This is a genomic window from Streptomyces sp. NPDC127068, from assembly GCF_042724695.1.
Lineage (GTDB): Bacteria > Actinomycetota > Actinomycetes > Streptomycetales > Streptomycetaceae > Streptomyces.
In genome coordinates this window covers 37,746-58,566 of the sequence record NZ_JBHXEN010000049.1, presented here as the reverse complement: position 1 = coordinate 58,566, position 20,821 = coordinate 37,746, and the positions used below count along the sequence as shown (strand labels likewise).

The 20,821-nt window shown below is 74.7% G+C and carries 13 protein-coding genes; 6 read left to right on the top strand and 7 right to left on the bottom strand.

Annotated elements, in window-relative coordinates:
• Positions 1–199 precede the first annotated feature (199 nt).
• Positions 200–376 (bottom strand): hypothetical protein, encoded by a 177-nt coding sequence (locus ACFWIA_RS26860; protein ID WP_387009370.1) that lies wholly within the window; start codon positions 374–376, stop codon positions 200–202.
• A 163-nt stretch (positions 377–539) separates the two neighbouring features.
• On the opposite strand from ACFWIA_RS26860, the gene ACFWIA_RS26855 reads away from it, so the two are divergent.
• Positions 540–4,256: a hypothetical protein gene (locus tag ACFWIA_RS26855; protein WP_387009368.1), complete on the top strand. Its 3,717-nt coding sequence runs from the start codon at positions 540–542 to the stop codon at positions 4,254–4,256.
• Here the strand turns inward: ACFWIA_RS26855 and ACFWIA_RS26850 are convergent.
• A complete protein-coding gene (locus tag ACFWIA_RS26850) occupies positions 4,235–5,224 on the bottom strand; it encodes a helix-turn-helix domain-containing protein (RefSeq protein ID WP_387009366.1) in 990 nt (329 codons plus the stop codon). The genes ACFWIA_RS26855 and ACFWIA_RS26850 overlap by 22 nt on opposite strands.
• 71 nt (positions 5,225–5,295) lie before the next feature.
• On the opposite strand from ACFWIA_RS26850, the gene ACFWIA_RS26845 reads away from it, so the two are divergent.
• On the top strand, positions 5,296–5,628 hold the full coding sequence (locus ACFWIA_RS26845) for a cupin domain-containing protein (RefSeq protein WP_387009364.1): 333 nt from the start codon (positions 5,296–5,298) through the stop codon (positions 5,626–5,628).
• 19 nt (positions 5,629–5,647) lie between these two features.
• On the opposite strand, the gene ACFWIA_RS26840 is transcribed toward ACFWIA_RS26845, so the two are convergent.
• Positions 5,648–6,934: a hypothetical protein gene (locus ACFWIA_RS26840; RefSeq protein WP_387009362.1), complete on the bottom strand. Its 1,287-nt coding sequence runs from the start codon at positions 6,932–6,934 to the stop codon at positions 5,648–5,650.
• A 198-nt stretch (positions 6,935–7,132) separates the two neighbouring features.
• Between ACFWIA_RS26840 and ACFWIA_RS26835 the strand changes: the two genes are divergently transcribed.
• Entirely contained in the window at positions 7,133–7,756 is a 624-nt protein-coding gene (locus ACFWIA_RS26835) for a lipoprotein (protein WP_387009360.1), read from the top strand.
• Between the two features lie 7 nt (positions 7,757–7,763).
• On the opposite strand, the gene ACFWIA_RS26830 is transcribed toward ACFWIA_RS26835, so the two are convergent.
• Together ACFWIA_RS26830 and ACFWIA_RS26825 are read right to left on the bottom strand one after the other, a co-directional pair.
• The gene (locus tag ACFWIA_RS26830; protein ID WP_387009359.1) at positions 7,764–8,360 is read right to left on the bottom strand and encodes an HAAS signaling domain-containing protein; all 597 of its coding nucleotides are present in this window, start codon (positions 8,358–8,360) and stop codon (positions 7,764–7,766) included.
• Positions 8,357–8,728: a PadR family transcriptional regulator gene (locus ACFWIA_RS26825; RefSeq protein ID WP_387009358.1), complete on the bottom strand. Its 372-nt coding sequence runs from the start codon at positions 8,726–8,728 to the stop codon at positions 8,357–8,359. Before ACFWIA_RS26825 ends, ACFWIA_RS26830 begins: the two co-directional genes overlap by 4 nt.
• Positions 8,729–8,925: 197 nt before the next feature.
• Between ACFWIA_RS26825 and ACFWIA_RS26820 the strand changes: the two genes are divergently transcribed.
• The 3 genes from ACFWIA_RS26820 (at position 8,926) to ACFWIA_RS26810 (ending at position 12,801) form a co-directional block, all read left to right on the top strand.
• Complete coding sequence (locus ACFWIA_RS26820) at positions 8,926–10,419, top strand: hypothetical protein (RefSeq protein ID WP_387009355.1); 1,494 nt, start codon at positions 8,926–8,928, stop codon at positions 10,417–10,419.
• A 132-nt stretch (positions 10,420–10,551) separates the two neighbouring features.
• A complete protein-coding gene (locus tag ACFWIA_RS26815; RefSeq protein WP_387009353.1) occupies positions 10,552–11,037 on the top strand; it encodes a hypothetical protein in 486 nt (161 codons plus the stop codon).
• Between the two features lie 627 nt (positions 11,038–11,664).
• Positions 11,665–12,801 carry a YncE family protein gene (locus ACFWIA_RS26810; RefSeq protein WP_387009351.1) on the top strand — a complete coding sequence of 379 codons (1,137 nt, stop codon included), beginning with the start codon at positions 11,665–11,667 and terminating at the stop codon, positions 12,799–12,801.
• Between the two features lie 20 nt (positions 12,802–12,821).
• Here ACFWIA_RS26810 and ACFWIA_RS26805 read toward each other — a convergent pair whose 3' ends face one another.
• Positions 12,822–13,208 (bottom strand): hypothetical protein, encoded by a 387-nt coding sequence (locus ACFWIA_RS26805; protein ID WP_387009350.1) that lies wholly within the window; start codon positions 13,206–13,208, stop codon positions 12,822–12,824.
• Positions 13,209–13,247: 39 nt separating this feature from the next.
• Positions 13,248–20,798 carry a tetratricopeptide repeat protein gene (locus tag ACFWIA_RS26800; RefSeq protein ID WP_387009348.1) on the bottom strand — a complete coding sequence of 2,517 codons (7,551 nt, stop codon included), beginning with the start codon at positions 20,796–20,798 and terminating at the stop codon, positions 13,248–13,250.
• Between the last annotated feature and the right edge of the window lie 23 nt (positions 20,799–20,821).

The window sequence follows — 20,821 nt, the reverse complement described above, 5'->3', positions numbered from 1 at the left end:
ACGTCGTCGCTCACTCGGAGCAGACACTGCACGCAAGATCCGGCTACCACTCTCATCGGCGACCACATACGGTGACCGATGAGACGGTAGCAGTGAGCAGAGGCGCGTGCAGCGACTTGGCTTGATCGCCACCCCACCCCCAAGAGTGCCTGGCGCAGCGGCAGTTCGCTGCCGCTCGGGGGCCATGTCCGCGCGCCGCTCACCTCGGCGGGCGGCGCCTGAGCAGGATGGTCAACGTGGCCCGGGCGTCCCGGCGGCGCTCCGGGGTGCGGGCCAGGACCGAGGTGAGCGCGACGGTGGCGAGGACCGCGGTGTAGGTCGTGGCCCCGGCGGCGGCCAGGGTCGCGGCATCGAGGAGGGCGGGGAGTACGGGCACGGGTCGTCCTTCCGGTGACTGCCCGGGGCGTTCTGCTGCCGGGCGGTGATGCCACTGTGGCGGGACGTGGACGACCCTCCCTAGCACCCCGTTGAGGCAACACATCGACCCAGGTCAAGGCGGGTTTCGAGTAGCTGTGGCATATGCCAATGGAGGTGTGGGAGTGACGTTTGCGAAGCCCGCGCGCGCCGAGTTCGGTCGGATGCTGACGGCGCTACGGAAACGGGACAAGAAGAAGGCGCGGAACGACGACTTCACCGCGTGCGCGGATGCGGCGGGCGTGTCCGTGGAGACGGTCAGGCGCTGGTTCGGGGGCGAGACGGCCCCCCGGCGGGACAACTCCGTGAACGCCGAGCGGCTGGTGGTGTTCCTGAGGCGAGCAGTCGGTGAGCCGGCGGAGTTCGACGAGACGTGGCGGCAGGCCCTCCGGGCGGCGCAGTGGGAGGGCGAGGACCAGCGCGGCACCGCGGAGGGACGCGGTGCACGACGCCGGATGATGGCTCGCTACGGGGCCGAGGACCACACGGGACGTGCCCTGCGCGACCGCAAGGACGAACTCGCGGCGATGAAAAACTTCTTCGACACCACGGACGAGGCGCCCACCTACCTTTGGTGGCAGGCCCCGCCACGGGCCGGCGCCTCGGTCCTGCTGACCCGGTTCCTGCTGGAGCCGCCCAAGAACGCCGATGTGGTGGGCTACTTCATCTCCCGGAGCGGGGAAGGGAACCAGTCCCGCCACTTCGTGGGCTCGATGGTGCGCCAGTTGATGCACCTGCTGAAGCGGAAGGTGCCGCGCACACCGGAGGACGTTCCGCCCGCGACGCTCCAGAGGTACTTCCAAGCCGCGGCCCGCCGCTCGGCCAGACACGGACGGAGGCTCCTGGTCGTGGTGGACGGGCTGGACCAGGACCCCGTCTGGCACGGCGGGGCGTCGGCGTCAGAGGCGGTCGGGCCCAGCATCGCCGCCCTCCTCCCCCACGCTTCGCCGCACCGGCCGTTGGGGGACGACCGGCCCAGCGGGAAGCGCACCCTCCGCGTCATCGTGTCGAGCCGTCCGGCCGTCGAGCCACCCGTCGACGTCCCGTCCGACCATCCCCTGCGCGGAGCGGCCGTCGTGCGCGCGCTCGCCCCCTCCCCGCACGCCAGGGACACCGCAGCAGTCGCACGGGAAGAACTGGCCCTCCTGCGCGCGACCGAACTGGGACGCACCGTCGTCGGACTGCTCGCCACCGCGGGGACGGGCCTATCCGCCTCGGACCTGGCGGAGCTGACGGGCGTCGAGCGCTCCGAGGTCGAGCAACTGCTGACCGGGGACGCGGGCCGCTGTCTCGTCCCGGACGACCTGGACGTGGGGAGTCGTGCCCTCGGGGGCGCCGAGTGGGTGCGCGTGGCGCGCGAGGAGAGCGGTCAGGCGTTGCTCGCGCGGTGCGCCGGGCTGCTGCACCGCTGGGCGGACTCCTGGCGGGCACGGGCCTGGCCACCGTCCGCGCCCCGCTACCTGCTGTCGCACCATCCGCGGCTGCTGCGCGGCGACCCGGAACGCGTCGAACGGTACGTATTCGATCCGCACCGACACCTGCGGATGGTGGCGGAGGGACTGGCCGACGAGGCGCTCGCACAGCTGGACCTCGCGACGGACGGGAGTGACGACCTCGGGGTGTCCGCACGGGTCTCGTTCGCCCGGGCCGTGCTCACCCAGCGGGCCCGCCCCGTACCGAGGGAGTTCCCCCGGCTGTTCGCGCTCGCCGGGGACGTCGACCGCGCCCGCGCCCTGGCCCGGTCATCGGTACCGGAGGCGGCCAGGGCGGTGCGACTGGCCCACGTGGCCGCGGTACTGCCCGCCCGTGGGAAGGCGGCGGACGTGGCGCGCGAGGCGGCGGAGCTGGCGGAACGGGCCGTGGCGGACGTACCGCACATCGCGGAGTCGGACGCCGACCTGGAGGCGTTGGCAGAAGCGGGCCTCGTGCTCCGCGCCTGCGGTCAACGCCAGTTCGGCGACGCCGTGCTGCGGGCCGTGCTGTCCTGCGAAGCCGTGGGGTGGGGGCACCGGGTGCGGGCCGCGAAGGCCCTGGGCGACCCGCGGGACGTCAGTTGGCTGGTCGGAGTGGCGAAGTACGCGGAGTCGCTGAGCGTGATGGGGCCCCATGAACGCGCCGAGGCCATGGAGATCTGGGGGGAACTGGCCGCGGAGGTCCCGGACAGTGACAAGGTGATCCGGGCACTCGTCGCGGACTTCTGTGACCTGAAACCCGTACGGGACCAAGTGGGCCTGGGCGCTGCCGCGATCCGGCAGCGGATCGAGGTCTACTGTGCCGGCCTCACTCCCGCGTCGGACGTGACGCACGTCGACCTGCTCGCGCTCGGCGCGGCTGCGCTGGCGTCGACCCGGCGGGCGAGGGCCGAGGAGCTGGCTCTGTCTGCGGAGCGCGCGCTGCGCGCAGCCCTCGCCGACCCCGGCGCCCTCTCCCCCGCCGACCGCGCCCACCTGGACCTCGAACTGTCCACCACGCTGGCCCGCGTCGTACACGCCCTGTACAAGGTGAGGCAGACGACGAAGGCCGCCGGGCTTTTGGACGCGGTCCCGGAGGAGCTGCGCTTGGACGTGCTCGGTGAGGACGTCCGGGAGCAGGCCCGCACCGTGACGCGCGAACGGACCGACGCCGCGGCCACCGAAGGGGCCGGCACCCCGGAGGTGAACGAGTTCCAGGCCGTCGAGGACGCGTTGGCGGTCCATCCGCTGCGCGGCCGTCGGTTGCTGACGGCGGCCTTCGACCGCTGGGAGGGGCGAGCGGCCTCGGTCGACAGCCGGGAGTGGGGGCTTCCGCTGGCCCAGGCGCTCGCCGCGACCGGTCATGCCGAGGCGGCGGCACGGCTGGTGGGCCGCTCGGGGGAAGCTGCCGAGCGGGCGGGCTCCCTGGCCCTCGTGTCGATGGGCTGCGCGGCGGGGCAGTACCGCGCCGAGGCCGTGCAGTACGCGCAGGAAGCCGCCCGGGCAGCCGCCGACCTGTCCGATCCTGCCGTACGCGGCCTCGTCGCCCAGGCGTGCGCGCATGCCGGCCTCGTCGGGCCCGCGGTGCAGTGGGCCGGCGGGGACGGCACGACGGGTCGGGAGCGTCAGCAGGGCGAGCGGGCGCGGGCCGCCGTGGCCGTGGGCCTCGCCGTGCACGACCCCGAGGTCGCCGCGGGGATCGTTGAGGAACAGCTCGCGGGGATGGGCAGGGCGGCCCGCCTACCGGGTCGGGAACGGCATCTGCCCCGGGTGCTGGGGCTGCTGCTCGCCCTGCCCGATCCGCGGCGGCCCGGTGCCCGTCTGCTCGCGGCGCTCCGGGTCCTGTGTGCCCGCGCCGACGAGGACGTCCTCGGCTGGGACCTGCACGCCGTCCTGCTGCACGCACTGCTCGACGGCGGCCGGGTCGACCCCGGGCTGCCCGTGCTGGGGTCCCGGCTCGTCCGCTGGGAGGAGTACGCGACCCGCACTCCGCTGCCCGAAGGCGTACTGCCCTTCGCCGAATGGGCCGTTCTGCACGCCGTCCGGGGCGATGTCCCGAAGGCGCGGGCCACGGCCGGGCGGGCAGGGTCCGCGCGGGCCCGCGCGGCGGCCCTCGCCGCGGTGGCGAGCTACCTCGCGGGAGTCGCGGTGACCGTCCCCGCCGCGGACGGCCGGACTCCGCAGCACGCCTCCGTACTGCGCTTCCTCGCGCTCGCCGACGCACTCGGCACGGATCGCTCCCGCGACGTGGACGAGGCCCGCCGGCTGGTGCGCCAGGTGCTGGCGGGCGAGCACTGGCGGTACGCGCTGCCGCTGCTGCCGCGGCTCGCTCCGGAGTGCGTCCCCCTGCTCGGGGAGGCGGCCCTCGTCTACGCCGCCGGCGGCCGGTGAGGGCCCCTGGGCGTCCGCGGGGGCGGATCGGTGCGGAACGCCCGGCGGTAGGCGCCCGGGGTGGTGCCGAGGACGTTGAGGAAACGTCGGCGGAGGTTGGCGGGCGAGGAGAGGCCGGTGCGGCGGGCGACCGCGTCCAACGGCAGGTCGGAGCCCTCCAGCAGCTCACGGGCCGCGGTGATCCGTTGGGCCAGCAGCCAGCGCCCCGGGCTGGTGCCGAGTTGGTCGGCGAACCGCCGGGCGAGGGTGCGTGCCGAGACGCCCGCGTGCGCGGCCATGCCGTCGAGGGTCACCGGTTCGCCGAGCCTCTCGGTGACCCACTCCAGTAGCGGGGCGAGCGTGCCGTCGATCTGGGTGGGGTGCGGCGGGCCCGCGTACTGGAGTTGCCCGCCCTCGCGATGGGGCGGCATGACCATGTTCCGTGCGACCTGTGCGGCGTAGCGGGCACCCTGGTCGCCGCGGACGAGGTGCAGGCACAGGTCGATGCCGGCGCCGGCGCCCGCGCTGGTGGCCACGTCGCCGTGGTCCACGTACAACACGTCGGGGTCGAAGCGGACGGTCGGGAAGCGCACGGCGAACTCCGCGGCCAGCGCCCAGTGGGTGGTCGCCCGGCGCCGGTCCAGCAGCCCGGCGTAGGCCAGCGCGAGGGCGCCGGAGCAGATGCTGACCATCCGCACTCCGCGGGCGTGCGCCCGGCGCAGGGCGGCGACGACCGCCGGCGAGGGCGGTTCCCGAGCGGGCGGCCAACCGGGGACGACCACGGTGTCCGCCCGTTCCAGCGCGTCCAGCCCCTCCGTCACGAGCATGTCGTACCCGGCGCGGGTGGGGATCGCGCCGGGGTGTTCCGTGCACACGCCGAAGTCGTACCGCACGGGCAGTTCGCGTCTCTGGATGCCGAACACTTCGGCCGCGCAGGCGAGTTCGAAGGTCGACTGTGGTGGGTGGACGAGCGCCGCCACTCGATGCATGGCAGGAAAGTACCCCGGGGTGTCGATCCTGACACTCGTGGGGAAGGTGGTCGGCCGCCAGGCTGAGTCCCATGACGACAGAACCGAACCAGCCCGGTTACGTGTGGGCCGACGTCCAGGGCGCCCCGGTGCGGGAGCTCTTCCCCGGGATTCGTCAGCGCCCGTTGTGGCGCGGGGACGACGGAGCGAGCGCCCAGGTGTTGGAGATGGACCCGCACAGTTGTTGGGAGGGGATCGACGTCCACGACCCCGGGCCCGAGGAGGTCTTCGTGGTCTCCGGGGTCTTCAACGACGGTGCCCGTGACTACCCCGCCGGCTCCTTCATCCACGCCCCCGCGGGCTCGTGGCACGTTCCGCAGACGGAGACGGGCTGCACGCTGTTCGTCTTCTATCCGGCGGGCTGACCGCCCGCGCGCCGGCCGCTCAGGGGGCCGGTCCGAGGTGGACCTCCGTCACCGACTGGACGAGTTGCACCCGGATCAGCGGGTCGACGGACTGCGCCTCGCCCCGGCGCTCCCCACCGTCGTAGTGGTAGGTCGTGGAGAGGTACGGAGGGCCCGTCAACTCCTGCTCCTGCTGCGTATCGGTGGGGAGGAACAGACGGGTACGGATCTTCGGGCTGTCGCCCATGGACCTCCGGATCCAACTCGTCGGCGGGAGCGCCGTTTCCCAGCACCGGTGCGGTGGCTTCACCGTGCCTTTCGCGCACTCCACGGCCTTCGCGCGCCCCCTCGGGGTGGACAGGGAGAGGTCTGCGGTGAGGCGGGCCAGGTCCGCGCCGCCGCTCGGGGCGTCGAGGACGAACGAGCGGGTGCGGGTCTCCCCCGGTGCCAGGGACTCGCCGGCGGCGAGGAGTTCGTCGAGGCCGAGGAGGGCGACGAACCTCCCGACGTGCTCGTGGTCCGGCTCCTCCGGGGCGTCCAGGCGGTCACCGGCCTTCTCCGGGGTCAGGCCCTCCGCCGACTCCATGCGGTGCCTGCTCACCGTGTACACCGCGCCGAAGACCTCCGCGGGGGCCGTCCCGTTGTTCTTGAGGGTGACCGTGCCCCGCAGTCGGGTCATGCCCTTCGCACCGTCCACCTTGACGAGTTCGGTGGTGACGTCCACCTTCGGACGTTCGTGGGTGGGCTTGTAGAAGGTCAGATAGGCGAACTGGGCGAACCCCAGCAGGGGCAGCAGGGCACCCACCGCCACCCAACCGAGTTTGACGTGCCCGCGGACCAGGGCGGCGACGAGGACCAGGGCGGCGCCCAGGAGCAGCAAGGCCGAGACGGAGAACCAGAACCAGTCTTCCGCGTGGTGGTGGGGGCTCTGGAGTTCGATCCACACCGGGATGAAGAACATCGGGACCGCCGCGGCCTGGCTGAGGAGGACCAGCGGATCGCCCCAGGGGGAGCTCCCCCGGCTGGCCACGGAGTGCGACGGCCGGACCTTGAGGTGGCGCCTCTTGCGGACCGGTGCCGTCCCCGGTGGCCCCGCTCCGTCGCCTCCGGACCGGACCCACTGGAACACGACGAGGTGCGCCAGCGCCCCGATGTTCAGGGCCACGATCAGCAGGCGGAGCAGGGCAGAGGGCAACTGCTGCTTGGCGAACGCCGCGATGTCGTAGAAGGCGCTGAAGCCGAGGAGGCAGATCTGGGCCACGAGCAGGGCGACCAACAGCCAGAACAGGATCAAGTGACGGTGCGAGACCTTCGTCCTGGACGGCATGGCGGGATCCTAGGAAGCGCCGGAAGGCCGCCCGGCGCGCCACACGGTGGGCGGGCAGCCGACGACCCCGGTGGCGGAACCCGCGGTTCGCGCCCGTCGCAGCGGCGGGATCGGCCCGGTGCCCGAACCGGTTCCATGGGGCGTGCGTCCTTCTCATCGATCACCTCACTCACACGTGCAACACAGGGGGACGACGACATGGCGAGGACGGCGAGACGTGGCGTCCGGGGTGCGGCTCCGCTCATCCTGCTGAGCGTGCTGCTCGCGGGCTGCACCAGCACCACCGTGACGGGGAAGGCGTCGGAGCCCGGTGGGCGGAGCGCTTCCCAGGACGGGGGCGGGGACCGGAGCGGGGGCGGCACGGTCGGGGGCGAGGGGTCGGGCTGTGCGCTGCCGGTCTCGTTCGACGTGGCACGGGGATGGGAGCCGGGGGCCACCGGCGCGTCGCAGGACCCGAAGGTCTCGTTCTCCCTGGTCTGCGAGGTCAAGGGGACGACGGCCCCCGGACTCCTGCGCGTGTGGGCGGGCGGACGGTCCGGTGACGATCCGGAGCGGGCCCTGCGGGCGTTCGTGGACGACTTCGTCATCAGGCTCGCGCGGGCCGAGTACGCCGGGGTCGAGGCCGGTGAGTTCACGGGTACGGAGGTCGTGTACACCGAGAAGGACCGGGCGGGGACGGCGCTGCCGCAGAAGTCGCGGGCGTTCGCGGTGCGTTCGGGCGAGGGGGTCGTCATCGTCCACCTCTGGGGGACCGCCGGCGCCGAGGCGGGGATGCGCACCGCGTACGAGTTGGCGAAGAGGACCGTACGCCCGTCGACGTGAGCGCTGCTCAGGCGGTCGCCGCCGACCGCGCCTTCTGCCGCAGGTACAGGCTGCCCAGGGTGGGGACACTCAGCGCGGCGGCTGCGGTGACCATGAGGGTCATGACGTCGAGCCGGCCGAACGCGGAGAGGCCGGCCATGCCGAACAGGATGACCGGAGTGGCGAGGACGGCGGCCGTACCGATCGCCTTCTCGGAGTTCTGCCACTCGGGCGCGCGCCACAGCAGGACGAGTCCGACGAGGACGGCGACCCCGCCGAGGGCCAGGTTTCCCGCGGTGAGCACGCCGGTGAGGGCGAGCAGGATCAGGAGGCGCTTGGTCCGGGTCCTGGAGGCCGTGGCCGCCGCGCCGTCCGGTCGGGTCGCCGGGGCGGGCTCCTCCGCGAGGGCCGCCGTCGCGACGGTGCGGGGGTCGCCGAGGGCGTCGAGCACCTGCTTCACCTCGGCGTCGGTGGCCGGGTGGCCGACGGAGACGGTGATGTGCTCGCTGAGGTCCGCGATCAGTTCGGTGCGCCGCGCGGCGGACAGGGATGCGCACTCCCGGTCGAGGGCGTCGAGGTAGGCGCGGACGAGCGGGTGGTCGAGGGTCGTCGGTACGGCGTTCATGAGTGGGTCCCCCCGGAGGTGATGAAGTGGTCGACGGCTTCGCGGAAGGGCGGCCAGCTCGCGGTGAACTCCGCGAGGGCCGCGCGTCCGGTCGCGGTCAGGGTGTAGTAGCGGCGCGCGGGCCCGCTGGGTGACTCGCGCAGGAAGGTGTCCACCGACCGGTCGCGGCGGAGGCGGGTGAGCAGCGGGTAGATGGTGCCCTGGCTGGTCGTCATGACCTTGACCGAGGAGAGACCGTCGAGCAGCTCGACGCCGTAGCGGGGCCCCTCGCGCAGTTGGGCGAGGACGCAGTACTCCAGTACGCCCTTGCGCAGTTGACTCACCACCTTTCCGTCGACCGACTCCGTGCTTGCCTCGCCTTGTTCCATGCAATGCAAGGTACCTGGTGGAGGAAGTGTCAGGCAAGATCCCCGCGTTGGTCGGGTCCGCTTGTGACACGGCTGTGAAGTTCCGGTCACCCGGTCGGGCCGGGCCGGGTCGCGGGTCGCCGCCCCGCGCGTGAGCCTGACGGACACAGGCGTGTCCCCGAACAGCCAGGGGCCGGCCCGCACGGCGAGGAGGGCCCATGGCCAGTGGAGAGGGGTCCGGGGACGACACCCCGGGGCACGGTGACACCCCCGGGCACGGTGACACTCCCGGGGCCGGCGACGCCTCCGGGCACGGGGCCGCCTCCGGGGCCGGCGGCATCCCGGGGGCCGGTGACTCCCCCGGGCACGGCGGCGACGCCCCGCGCGGTGACGGGGGCACGCACACCGGCCGGGGCGGGCGCAGCGACGCGCACACCCGCCCGGCCGGCGGGGGCGCCCCCCGCGGCGACGGTGACCGCGCGCAACTCGACGCGCTGCGGGCGCGGGTGGCCGCACTGGAGGCGGACCGGGGCGAGGACCGGCACCACCGGGTGCGGAGCTTCTTCGCCGCGCTGCTGATCACCGTCGGCTGCGTACTCGCACCGCTGTCCGTCCTCTCCTCCTGGGCCGCCGACGAGGTCGGGAACACCGACCGTTACGTGGCCACCGTCGCCCCGCTCGCCTCCGACCCGGACGTCCAGGAGGCGGTGGCCGACCGGGTCACCACCGCACTGATGGACCACCTCGACCTGACCGCCCTGCTGTCGGAGGCCGCCCCCGCCGACCGGCCCCGGCTGGAGAAGGCCCTCGGTCGGCTCGGCGGCGCGCTGGAGGGAGCCGTGCAGAGCTTCGTCCACGACAAGGCGCTCGCCGTGGCCCGGTCGGACGGGTTCGCCCAGGTGTGGACCGAGGCGAACCGGCGCGCCCACGACTCCGTGGACAAGGCGCTCACCGGCAGCGGGGGCGGAGCCGTCCACCTCACCGACGACGCCGTGACGGTGGACCTCGGACCGGTCGTGGACCGCGTCAAGCAGCGGCTCGTCGCCGACGGGCTCACCGTTGCCGGGAAGATCCCCGAGGTGCACACCGAGCTGACGGTGGCCCGCTCCGAGGACATCGGGAAGGTCCGCGTCTGGTTCCGGGTGCTCCAGGTGCTGGGCGACTGGCTGCCCGTGATCGCGGCGGTGCTGGTCGCGGGCGGGGTGTTGCTGGCCCGGCGGCGCCGGCGGGCCCTGGTCGCCGGGGCGCTGGGCGTGGCGTTCGCGGTGGCGGTGCTGGGCGTCGGACTCACCGTCTTCCGCGCGGTCTACCTCGACGCGCTGCCCGCCCGGGTGTCGCAGGGCGCCGCCGGGTCGGTGTACGACGCGCTGGTGCGGTTCCTGCGGTCGTCGGTGCGGGTGGTGGCGGCGCTGGGCGTGGTCGTCGCCTTCGCCGCGTGGGTCACCGGGGGCGGACGGCGGGCCCGGTTCGTCCGGGAGGTGTGGGCGGACGGGATCGGCGCGGCCCGGGGGCTCGCCGACCGGGCCGGGTTCCGGTCGGGGCCGGTGGGCCCCTGGGTGCGGCGGTACCGCGTGGCGCTGGGCTGGGGGCTGGTGGGGGCGGCGGCGCTCGCCCTGGTCCTCTGGTCCTGGCCGACGACGGGCGTACTGGTCGGGCTGGGCCTCGGGCTGCTGTTCGCCCTCGCGGTGGTCGGGTTCCTCGCGGGGCCCTAAGCGGGTGCGGGGCCGTCCCGACCGGTGTCGGTGCCGGCCGCAGGGTCACCCGATCGGCGTCGCCCGTGTGGCGGTGCGCAGCGGCCCGGACCACGTTGGAACCCGAGGTTCCGCACGAGGAAAGGGTCTCCCATGAGCCACGACACGCCTCCGCCCGCGGGAGACGCGGGCCGACCGCAGGGCGCCGGGGGCACTCCCTGGGACCACGGGCGGGCCCCCGTGCCCGATCCGCACAGCGGATGGGTCGCCGGCGGAGTGCTGTTCGCCGGGGTGCTGCTGCTGTGCAACGGGGTGCTGGCGATCCTCCAGGGGATCTCCGCGATCGCCGAGGACGACGTGTACGAGCGGGTGGGCTCGTACGTGTACGACATCAACCTCACCGGCTGGGGCTGGGTGTTGCTCGTGCTCGGCGTCATCGCGGCGGTGACCGGTTGGGGTCTGCTCAGCAATGCGAATTGGGCTCGGTTGGTCGGGATCGTGCTGGCCTCGCTGAGTCTGGTCGCCCAGTTCCTGTTCCTGCCCTACTACCCGATCTGGGCGGTCGTCGTCATCGCCATCGACGTCTTCATCATCTGGGCGCTGCTGTCCGATCGGCCGGGCGTCACTCCCGTGGGTTAGCCCGCTCCGGCCCGTGCGGGTGCGTGGGGGTTGCCCGCGCAGTTCCCCGCGCCCCTATCGGGGCCCGACCCACCCCCGCTGGACAACGCACCCCGGCAGGAACGTACCTCAGGGGCGCGAGGAACTGCGCGGATGACCACGACGCACCGCGCAGGACCACACCGACCCAGTGGGACGTACCCAAAGGGGCGCGAGGAACTGCGCGGGCAACCACGACGCACCGCGCAGGACCGCACCGACCCAGTGGGACGTACCCAAGGGGGCGCGAGGAACTGCGCGAGCAACCACGACGCACCGCACAGCACCGCACCGGCCCACCGGGACGTACCCAAAGGGGCGCGAGGAACTGCGCGGATGACCACGGCGCACCGCGCAGGAGCGCACCGGCCCAGCGGGGCGTACCCAAGGGGGCGCGGGGAACTGCGCGGGTGACCACGACGCACCCGCACAAGGACAACGCACGCCCCCGGGACACGCACCGCTGCGCAAAGCATCAGCCGATCGGTCGACACCCGGGTCCACCGAGCAGTGGGCCTTCGGGGGCCGGGCCGCCGATCCGGGGGCCCGACCCGGAAGGCAGGGTGGGAAGTGGCACCCACGAGCCACGACCCACGACAGGAGCGAACGATGCGCGCCAGGTACACGACGGTGGCAGCGCTGGCGGTCGCCGCGCTGCTCGGCGGCTGCGCCCAGGCGGCGGACGGCGGGGCTGCCCCCTCCCACCCCACGGCCTCCGAGGCACCGGTCGCCGCGAACGGCCCCGCGCCGAGCGATTCCGCGCCCGGGGTCGTCACCCCGGGCGGAACCCTGCTCGTCGCGGACTTCGGAGCGGACACCGTCACCTTCCTGCACCCCGAGGACGGACCCTTCGCCTCCGTCCGGGTGGGCACCGCCCCGTACGGGATCGCGCTCGGGGCGGACGGCCGGGCCTGGGTCGCCACCGCCGAGGGCGTCGCGGTCGTCGACACCCGGACCCGCAAGAACCTCGGCCGCATCCCGTACCGCACCCCGACCGGACCGGTGACGGACGGCGAGTACCGCGGGGGCGGCATGGGCATCGCCCTGGCCCCGGACGGGCGGCGGCTGTACGTCGGGGTCAACGTGCCCGACGGACCGGGGGTCCTGGAGGTGATCGACACTGCGGAGCGCGAGGTCACCGACGTGGTGCCGGTGGGTCGTCGGCCCTTCGACGTGGACGTGGCCCGGGACGGCTCCGCGGTGTACGCGACCAACCACGACTCGTTCGACGTGACCGCCGTGCGCACCGACACCCTGACGACCCGCCGCTTCGAGGTCGCGCCCTACGGCACCGAGGGCGGCCTCGGCTCCTGGCTGAAGCCGCACTACGCGGCGGTCCGGGACGACGGGCGGCTGCTGCTGCCCTTCGAGGGCGAACGGCTCGCGGTGCTCGACCCCCGGACCGGGCGGGTCACCGTCGAGCGGATGACCGCCGACACCCACCAGCACGGCGCCGCCCTCACCGCCGACGGGACGCTGCTCGTGGTGGGCACCGGTCCGGTGGGCGAGGCGACGGGCGGGCCTTCGCTGACGATCCGCGCGCCGGACGGCACCGAACGGCTCGTCCCGCTCGACGGGCCCCACGAGGACGTGACGGTGTCACGGGACGGGCGCACCGCCTACGTCACCGCGGGGTTCACCCGCGCCGGGTACCGGGACGGGGTCACCGTCGTGGACCTGGCGCGGGGCGAGACCCGCTGGCTGCCCGGCGGACAGCGCCCGTTGGGTGCGGTGGTGCTGCCCTGACCCGGGGGGCGTGACCGGGGTCAGCCGCCCAGCGCGGTGTAGATGCCGACCGCCGTGCCGAACGGGGCGAGCGTTTCGCCCGCGTCGGCGAGGATGTCGCGGACGTTGCGGGCGAAGCGGCGCAGCCGGCTCTGCTGGGGCTCCTCCTGGCCTGCCTCCTCCGCCAACTCGGCCACCGCCGCGTCGAGTTCCGTTGCGTCCCGCTCGGGCAGCTGGGCCCGGACCTCGGCGATCTCGGTGCGCAGCTGCTCGATCAGGGCGAGCAGGGTCGGGGAGTCCGCGGCGGCGGGGGCGGTGCCGTCGTTGACGGTGCCCGTGCCGTCGCCGACGTTGCCGATGTTCACCTTCGCGCCGTCGCCGGACACGCTGCCGACGGGGCCCTGGAAGGTGTTCCGTACGTCTGCCATGGGTGGTGCCTCCTGGAGGGTGGGTGCTGCACGGGTGGGTCAGGGATCGGATGGGGTCTCGGGGTCGGCGGGCGGGCCGGGGTCGCCGACGGAGCCGACGTCGATCCGGGCGCCGTCGCCCGTCACGGCGCCCACCGGCCCGGTGTACCGGGCACGGCGCTGCTCGGCGCGGCTGGTGGCGCTGTTCTGGTTGATGACGGTGACCGTGCCCGCGGGCGCCGCCGGGTCCGGAGGTGCGGGCAGGGCGCCGCGCAGCTTCTCCGCGAGGGCCCCCGGAGTGGTGATCCAGGGGGTGCGGGGCTCCTGGAGCACCGCGAAGAGCACCATGCCGACCTCGCCGCGGACCAGCACCTTCGTCGCGAAGTCGGGGGCCGCGGGGTCGGTCGTCCAGGGCAGCCGCCGTTCCGGCTCCAGGAGTTGGTGGAGCAGCGCGGCCAGCGCCACGGTGTCGTGCTGGGGGGTGCGGGGGGCGCCCGGTTCGCACTGGGGACCGTAGTAGACGGAGTCCCAGGTGTGGGGGACCTCGCCCGGGCGGGCCGGGTCGGGGGCGCCGCTGTGGCCCCAGCCGGTGATCCGCACCTCGCCGTCGACGAGGGCCAGGTGGTCGGGGTGGACGTCGCCGTGCGGGATGCCCCAGCCGCGGTGCACCGCGTCCAGTGCCTCGCAGGCGTCGACGATCCAGCGGACTGCCTGCTCGGGGGCCACGGGCTCGTCGGGGTTGAGGAAGCGGTCGAAGGTCCGGCCGCCGACGTCCTCCTGGAGCAGCCACCGTCCGCAGGCCCGCCAGTGCCGGGGCAGCGCGGTGACCGTCCGCGCGGCATCGGCGAACCGGTCGACGGTGGCCCCCGGGTCGCCCTCGCGCAGGAACGTTCCCCGGTACTTCTGTCCGTGCGCGTCCCGGACCCGGGCGACGGGGTGGCCGCCGCGCTGGTCCGTGCCGAGGACCTGGAGGGCCTCCCGTTCCAGCATCGCCCGCTGTGGGTCCTGCTCCACGGACTCCTGGTGGCGGCCCCCGTCGAACCAGCGCTCCACGATGGGGTTGACCCAGGCGAGGCTGGCGTCCTTGCGGCGCAGCAGCCCCAGGTCGATGTAGTCGGTGAGCTCGTCGACCTTGGCGTTGCTCCAGCCCGCCTTGACGTCGCCCTCGTGGCGGCTGTCCTGGAGCCGGTCGGCGACCTCGAACAGCAGCGGCGGCACCTTCTCCTGCGCGTCGTACTGGTCGAGCAGCCCGGTCACGGCTCCCTCGCCGGTGACGACCCCGCGCACCGCCTCCTCGACCAGCCCCGGGTCGACCACCCGTCGTCCCCGGTCCCCCAGGAGTTCCGCCAGGGCCTCGCCGAGGAGGTGCAGGTGGTAGGGGTGGCCGAGGGTGGCCTCGTACGCGGTGATCGCCGACCGGTCCAGCACCTCGACGCCGAAGCCGTCCCGGTCGTCGTGGAAGCCCTGGTGGATGACCTGCATGGCCGCCATCGAGTCCAACAGCCCGATGGGCAGCGGGCGGGGCATGTCGGTGCCGATGGGGGTGCCCTTCAGCAGCTCCTGCATCTGCGCGTAGGTGCACGAGCCGCTGAACAGCAGGGCGATCTCCCCGCGCTGGCTGAGGTCCCGCAGCGCCCCGGTGGCCTGGCGCTTCGCCTCGTTGTCGTCCTTGTAGCCGCGCAACAGTTCCTGGCACTCGTCGATGATGACCAGGGGTTTGACCCGTTCTTCGGGCCACACCTCCCGGCGCACCTGTTCCCACCAGGCGGCGAACACCGTGACGAGGCCCGCTTGGGCGCCCGTCCACTGGGAGAGTTCCAGTGCCCGGGCGAGGCCCCGGTGCGGGTAGAGGCGGCTGAGCTGGTACTCGGCGTCCGCGGCGATCAACGGCAGGACGTTGCGCACCGGGTGGGCCGCGGACTGTCCGCTGACCAGCACCGGGAACAGTCGGGGCACCGGCCAGTCGGCGGGCTCAAGGAGCGCACCGGTGGTGGGGTTGTGCAGCCGGCGCAGGTCCTCGATGAGGGAGGTCTTGCCGGCCCGCCGGGAGCCGGTGATCAGCAGCGGGCCGACCGGGGCGTGCGCGGCGTTCGCGAACCTGCCGCGGATCTCCTCCTTCTCCCGCTGGCGGCCCACGAACATCTCCTTGCCGGTGCAGATCTTCGGGGTGAACCGCTGCCGGAGCGTGTCCCGCCGCTCCAGGAACTCCACCTCGACCTCGTAGCGGACCGGTTCCGACCAGCCCTGGTCGGGGAACTGCCAGCGCAGCACCAGGGCCACCCGTTCCACGGCGCCCGCGGCGGTCGGCGGCGGCGCCTCGACGACCAGGGACCCCTTCTTGGCGTCCTGGGCGATCAGTCCGTGGCTCTCCCAGTCCTGGGTCGCGCCGGCGCAGCTGACGGCGGCGGTCTGCGGCTGCTGCTGTCCGGTGCGCAGTTCGAACACGACCTCCACGGGCCCGTCCCCGATGCGGGTGGCCCGGGGCTTCGCCAGCACGGGGGCGCCCTGCTGCAACTGCTGTTTCGCGGTGCGCTGCCAGTGCGCGCGCAATCCCGTCTGGACGGTGACCACGCAGTCCAGGTAGGGGCTTTCGCGCAGCAGCAGGTCCTCGGCGAGGTGGTGGCTCTCGGCGAGGGCGGCGGCGGTGCGGGCGATCAGTCCGGTGACGGAGGCGGGGTCGGCGCCGGAGCCCGCGGCCGTCGGGGCGTCGTCGGGGGCGGGGGCCAGCCGGGCGGTCGCCAGGACGAGTCGGGTCAGTCGGTCCCAGCAGCCGGCGAGCCGCTGCACCACCACCCCGGTCAGCGGGTCGACCCCGGCGGCCAGCACCCGGGTGAAACGGGCGACGCGGTCGGGCAGTTCGACGTCGAGGGGGGTGTCCTTGACCTCGTGGGCGAGGTCCGCGGCGGCCCGGGGCGCGGGGCGCCGCTCGGTGGGGGCGTCCCGCTGGACGAGCAGGTGACGGGCCCGACCGGACGGGTCGGGTTCCCCGTGCCGGGCGCACAGCTGCTGGAGCGGCGCCGTGACCTGCGCCTTGCTCGCCCCGTGGTCCGCGGCCTCCCGCAGCCGGACGACGCCGGCGCCGATGCGGCCGGCCGCCACGTACACGTCGAACAGGTGGAGGCGGCGGGCGACCAGTTCGCGGCGTTGCTCCGGGCCCTTCTGCCGGCTGTGGTGGCTGGTGCGGCGCATGAAGGACAGCAGCCGGAACGGGTCGCCCTTCAGGTGGGCGGCGATCCGGTCGATCTGCGCGGCCGGCAGCACCGGGGCGCCCACCGAGTTGAGGACTTCCGGGAGGTCCGCGGCGAGCGCTTCGGTGACGAGTCGTTCCGGTGCGGTCTCCCCTTCGACGGCCCGCCGGTAGACGGCGAGCGCGGCATCGGTCAGCTCCGGGGCGCCGCCCCGGTCGGCGAGGACCACGGCGACCGCCGCGGCCCGTTTCCCCGGCGGGCCGGGGCACAGCCTGCCGTACTCCAGGAGCAGTTCCGCCGCCTCGACGGGCCGTCCGCACATCTCGGTGCCGGCCCGTAGTCCGGCCTGGGCCCAGATGTCGTCCTCGTTGTGCCACCAGCGGGGCGCCCCGGTCAGCAGGGCGTCGGCCTCGCCGTACCGGGCCCGGGCGTAGGCGAGTTGCACCAGGATCTCCAGCCGGACCTGGAGGGTGCCCGCCATCTCGGACAGTCCGCGGATCTCCCCGTCGACCTGCTCCTTCTCGGTGGCGGACAGCTCCGGCAGGTCGCGCAGCCGGATCAGGCACATCGCGGCGGCGTTGGCGATGCCCGCGTGCCAGGGCCGCTCGGCGACCAGTTCCCGGGCGTGGGCGGCGGCGCTCTCCCAGTCCTCGGCCTCCGCGGCGGCGATCATGTCGGCGGCGTCCGCGAGCAGTTCGTCCGGCGCGGCCCGCCGCCCCAGCCGGGCCCGCTTGTGCTCGCGCAGGGCGGTCAGCAGCGCGGTGCGGCCGGGGGTGGGCCGGTAGCGGGTGAGGGCGTACCGGTCGAGGAAGCCCACCGTGCTGCGGTAGGCGTCGGTGAGCAGGGCGACGGCCTCCGCGCGCGGGGTCGACGCGTCCAGCGTCACGGTTCCCGGGGCGGCCTGCACCGCCCGTTTCGCCCGCTTGCTCTGCGGGCCGAGGAGGTAGGCGGCCTCGGCGCAGCTCGGGTTGCGGGCCAGGGCCTGTTGCGCGTACCGGGCCCGCCCGGCGGTGTCCTTCAGCTCGTGGGCGGCCTTCGCCAGGGTCAGGTAGTGCTCGAAGCCGACCTCGGGGCGCAGGTGCCGCAGCAGGGTGTCCCGGACCTGGCGGACCATGCCGACCTTGCGGGCGATGCGCACCGCCGGGCCCAGCAGTTCGGGGTGGGCCGCGGTGTCGTCGATCCAGCGGGCGAGCAGGGCCCACGCCTCGGCGGTGAGTCCCGCGGTCTCCAGGACCATCACCAGGGCGGCGGCGGTGGCCGGCTCGGGCGGTTGCAGGGTGAACAGTTCGCGGAGGGTCGCCGCGTGCCGGTCCTGGTGCGCGCGGTCGAGGCGGATCGCCTTGCGGACCGCGTCGGCGGCGAGCCGGAAGTGGTGGGTGGTCGGCTCGTTGCGGCACTGGGCGACCAGCCGGGCGGCCGTCGACTCGGCCTCGGTGACGTGCAGGGCGGCCCGCGGCGGGCGGGGTACCGCGATCCCGGGGGCGGCCCGCCGCACCACGGGCGCGGACCGCAGCGCGGGCCGCGGCACGGACCGGCCGAGCGCGTCGAACAGGGCCCTGAGTTCCTGCTGTTGCCGGGCGGTGAACGGCCGGTTGGTGACCCGGGTCTGGTAGAGGTACGTGTCGGCGGCGGCGGTGAGCCGACCCGTCGCCGCGTAGGCGCAGCCCAGGTTCCAGGCGGCGCCCGCGGTGAGCCACAGGTCGTCGGCGTAGGTGCTGTGCAGCCGCAGCGCGTCCTCGGGGCGCCCGGCGATGATCAGTTGGCCGAGGGCGTTGCCGAGGCAGACCGGGTGGGCGTGCACGGCGTCGATCCACAGGTCGGCCTTGTCGTTGGGGGTGGCCGTGGTGGGCGGGTTCTGGGCCCGCCAGACGGCGACGAGCGAGGCTTCCGGTTCCACGATCAGCGACATGTGCGGCTGGATGTCGTGGCGGTCGGCGCGCACCGGGCTGCCCGCGTCCTCCCGCACCGGCGGGCAGGGCGGGTTGAGTTCCTCCAGGATGCCGCCGGCCCGCGCGGCCCGGTCCCGCAGGTGCAGTACGCGCGGCAGCCGCTCCGGGGAGATCCACAGCACACAGCTCTGGAGGACCTCCACGGCCTCGTCCCAGTACCGGTTGTCCATCAGCCAGGTCGCCAGGTCGCGGGCCGCGAAGTCGTCGCGGACCTCCATGACGGCCTTGATGACGAGGTTCAGGGTGCCCGGCGGCGGCACGCTCAGCTGCATGGTCCGCAGGTGCGCGAAGACCGTGCCGAGGTCGCGGCCGGGGCGCGGGGTGCCGGAGCGGGCCTCTTCGAGGAGTTCCGGGAGCCGTCCCTCCAGGAGTGCCTGCGCGACTCCCGGTTCCGTGGAGCGCGGCCCGTAGCGCGCCGGGCCGCCCGCGGTCGGGGTCGGTGCGGCGAACTCGGCGGGCCCCCGCTCGGAGGCCCGGGCGAGGCGCTCCTCCAACGGCTGGGTCCACAGCGGTCCGGCGCCGCCCGCCCGGGCCTGGGCGAGTTGTTCGCCGGCCACCTCCAGGTCGGTGCAGCGGCGGTCGAGGGCGACCCTGGCCAGCTCCACGTGGTGGCGCCAGCTCAGCTCGCCGCGGGCCTCGGCGATCCGGCGCACCACCGCACGGGCGGACGCCAGGTCACCGCGCTCCCGGTGGATGCGCATCAGCAGGTACGCGGCCGGGGCGGACGGATTCGCGGTGAGCAGTTCGTCGAGGAGCCGCACGGCCTCCTCGGTGCGACCGCCTTCGTGGAGTTCCTTGGCGCGGGCGGCGAGCGCGGGTTCGTCCCCCGGGTCGCCCTGCGGTCCGCCGGCGGCGGGCGGCGGGCCCGGCGCGGGCTCGGGGGCGGCCAGCGGCGAGGGGTGGCCGAGCCGGGCGCAGTAGTCCGCCAGGGCGGCCCGTTGTTCGGGGTCAGCCGCGCCGGGCAGGACCCGGGCGAACACGGTCAGGGACGCCAGCGCGGCGTCGTCGTCGCCGACGGCCGCGTAGGCGCAGGCGATGTTCCACACGGCGGCGGCCCGGAAGTACTGGGCGTGGGCGTACCGCCGGTACAGCTCCAGGCCGGCGCCGGGGTCCCCGGCCCGTACGTACCAGCCGACGGCCCAGCCCAGGGCGACCGGCGAGCCCTCGGCGACGGCCCGGGCGAAGTGGGCGGCGGTGTCGCCGGGCGAGGCGCCGACCGGGCCGTTGCCCGCCGGGTCGTCCAGCAGCGGGACGAGCGGCAGCGCCTCGTACGGCAGGGCCGGCGGGCGGTGCCCGGGCGGCGGGAGCGGGGGCCGCCCCAGGGCGAACACCGCATCGGCGCCCGGGGCGTCGCCGGCCGCCCGCAGGTCCAGGGCGAGTTCCTGCCAGAGGCGGGAGCGGTGGGTGTGGTCGAGCGTCTCGCGCAGGGCGGCGCCCTTCCCCGGCGAGCTGCGGTCGAGCAGGGCGGCGGCGCGCAGCACCGGGTCCTGGGGCTCGGGCGCGGGTTCCGGGGCGGGCGGCGGAGGAGGCGGGGACGCGGGGGCGGGCCCGGCGGCGGGCTGGGGGTCGGGCGCGGGCGGGGACGCCAGGCCGCGTTCGACGACGTCGAGGTACTGCTCGGCGGTGTCGAGTTCACCGGCCGAGGCGTACATCCCGGCGGTGCGCAGATGCAGCCGCAGCAGGTCACCGGGCTCGTCGTGCTCCGGCGGACCGCCGTCCGGCGCGGAGCCGAGGACCCGGCCGGCCTCCCGCAGCCGACGGGTCACCTCCGTCCGCCGGTGCTCCTCCGCGAGGCGCTCGACGGCTTCCTCGGCGCGGTCGACGTCCCCGCGGTCCAGGGCGTCCGCCACGGCGTCCCGCAGCGGGCCGAGCACCGCGGCGGCGGCCGGCTCCGCACCGTCGACCAACTCCGCGGCCCAGGTCCGCAGCTCCTCCAAGGAAGCCAGGTGCGGCGCGAGTTCGTCCTCGTCGAGGCCCCAGTCACGGACCGCGCCGGCGACCCGGTGCGCGTGCCGGGCCGCGGTGGCGTCCAGCGCGGCCCGGGCCAGCGCGACGAGGACGGGCACCCCGTCCTCGGTGTGCGGCGCGTCCGGGTCCGGCCCCGGCTGGAGGGCCGCCGCGGCGACCCGGGCGAGGACGCCTTCGAAGTCGTCCGTCCCGGTGAGCGGCTGCCCCGGCCCGTCGCCGTCCCACAACCGGAGCGCGCCCAGCAGGAGTTCGGCGAGGTCAGGCGCGTCCGCCCGGTGCGCCTCGTCCACCAGGCGCAGCAGCAGCCCGCCGTCGCCGGGCGGAAGGGCTGCGCCCTGCGCCCCGGCGCGCCGCAACACCCGCCGGCGCAGGGCGAGGACGGCGGGGACCGCGATCCGGCCCAGTTCGTCCGGCGCGAACCGCACCTCCTCCACGCCGTCGTGCAGGAGGAACGCGGCCAGGGCACGGCCCGTGTCCCGGATGTCTTCGCCAGACCAGCTGAGCAACCGAACCCCCGCACAGCGATCGC

Bases quoted from the DNA above. Each gene is read 5' to 3' on its own strand.
- ACFWIA_RS26850 (WP_387009366.1), bottom strand. From the start codon at position 5,224: ATGCATCGAGTGGCGGCGCTCGTCCACCCACCACAGTCGACCTTCGAA.
- ACFWIA_RS26845 (WP_387009364.1), top strand. From the start codon at position 5,296: ATGACGACAGAACCGAACCAGCCCGGTTACGTGTGGGCCGACGTCCAG.
- ACFWIA_RS26840 (WP_387009362.1), bottom strand. From the start codon at position 6,934: ATGCCGTCCAGGACGAAGGTCTCGCACCGTCACTTGATCCTGTTCTGG.
- ACFWIA_RS26835 (WP_387009360.1), top strand. From the start codon at position 7,133: ATGGCGAGGACGGCGAGACGTGGCGTCCGGGGTGCGGCTCCGCTCATC.
- ACFWIA_RS26830 (WP_387009359.1), bottom strand. From the start codon at position 8,360: ATGAACGCCGTACCGACGACCCTCGACCACCCGCTCGTCCGCGCCTAC.
- ACFWIA_RS26825 (WP_387009358.1), bottom strand. From the start codon at position 8,728: ATGGAACAAGGCGAGGCAAGCACGGAGTCGGTCGACGGAAAGGTGGTG.
- ACFWIA_RS26820 (WP_387009355.1), top strand. From the start codon at position 8,926: ATGGCCAGTGGAGAGGGGTCCGGGGACGACACCCCGGGGCACGGTGAC.
- ACFWIA_RS26815 (WP_387009353.1), top strand. From the start codon at position 10,552: ATGAGCCACGACACGCCTCCGCCCGCGGGAGACGCGGGCCGACCGCAG.
- ACFWIA_RS26810 (WP_387009351.1), top strand. From the start codon at position 11,665: ATGCGCGCCAGGTACACGACGGTGGCAGCGCTGGCGGTCGCCGCGCTG.
- ACFWIA_RS26805 (WP_387009350.1), bottom strand. From the start codon at position 13,208: ATGGCAGACGTACGGAACACCTTCCAGGGCCCCGTCGGCAGCGTGTCC.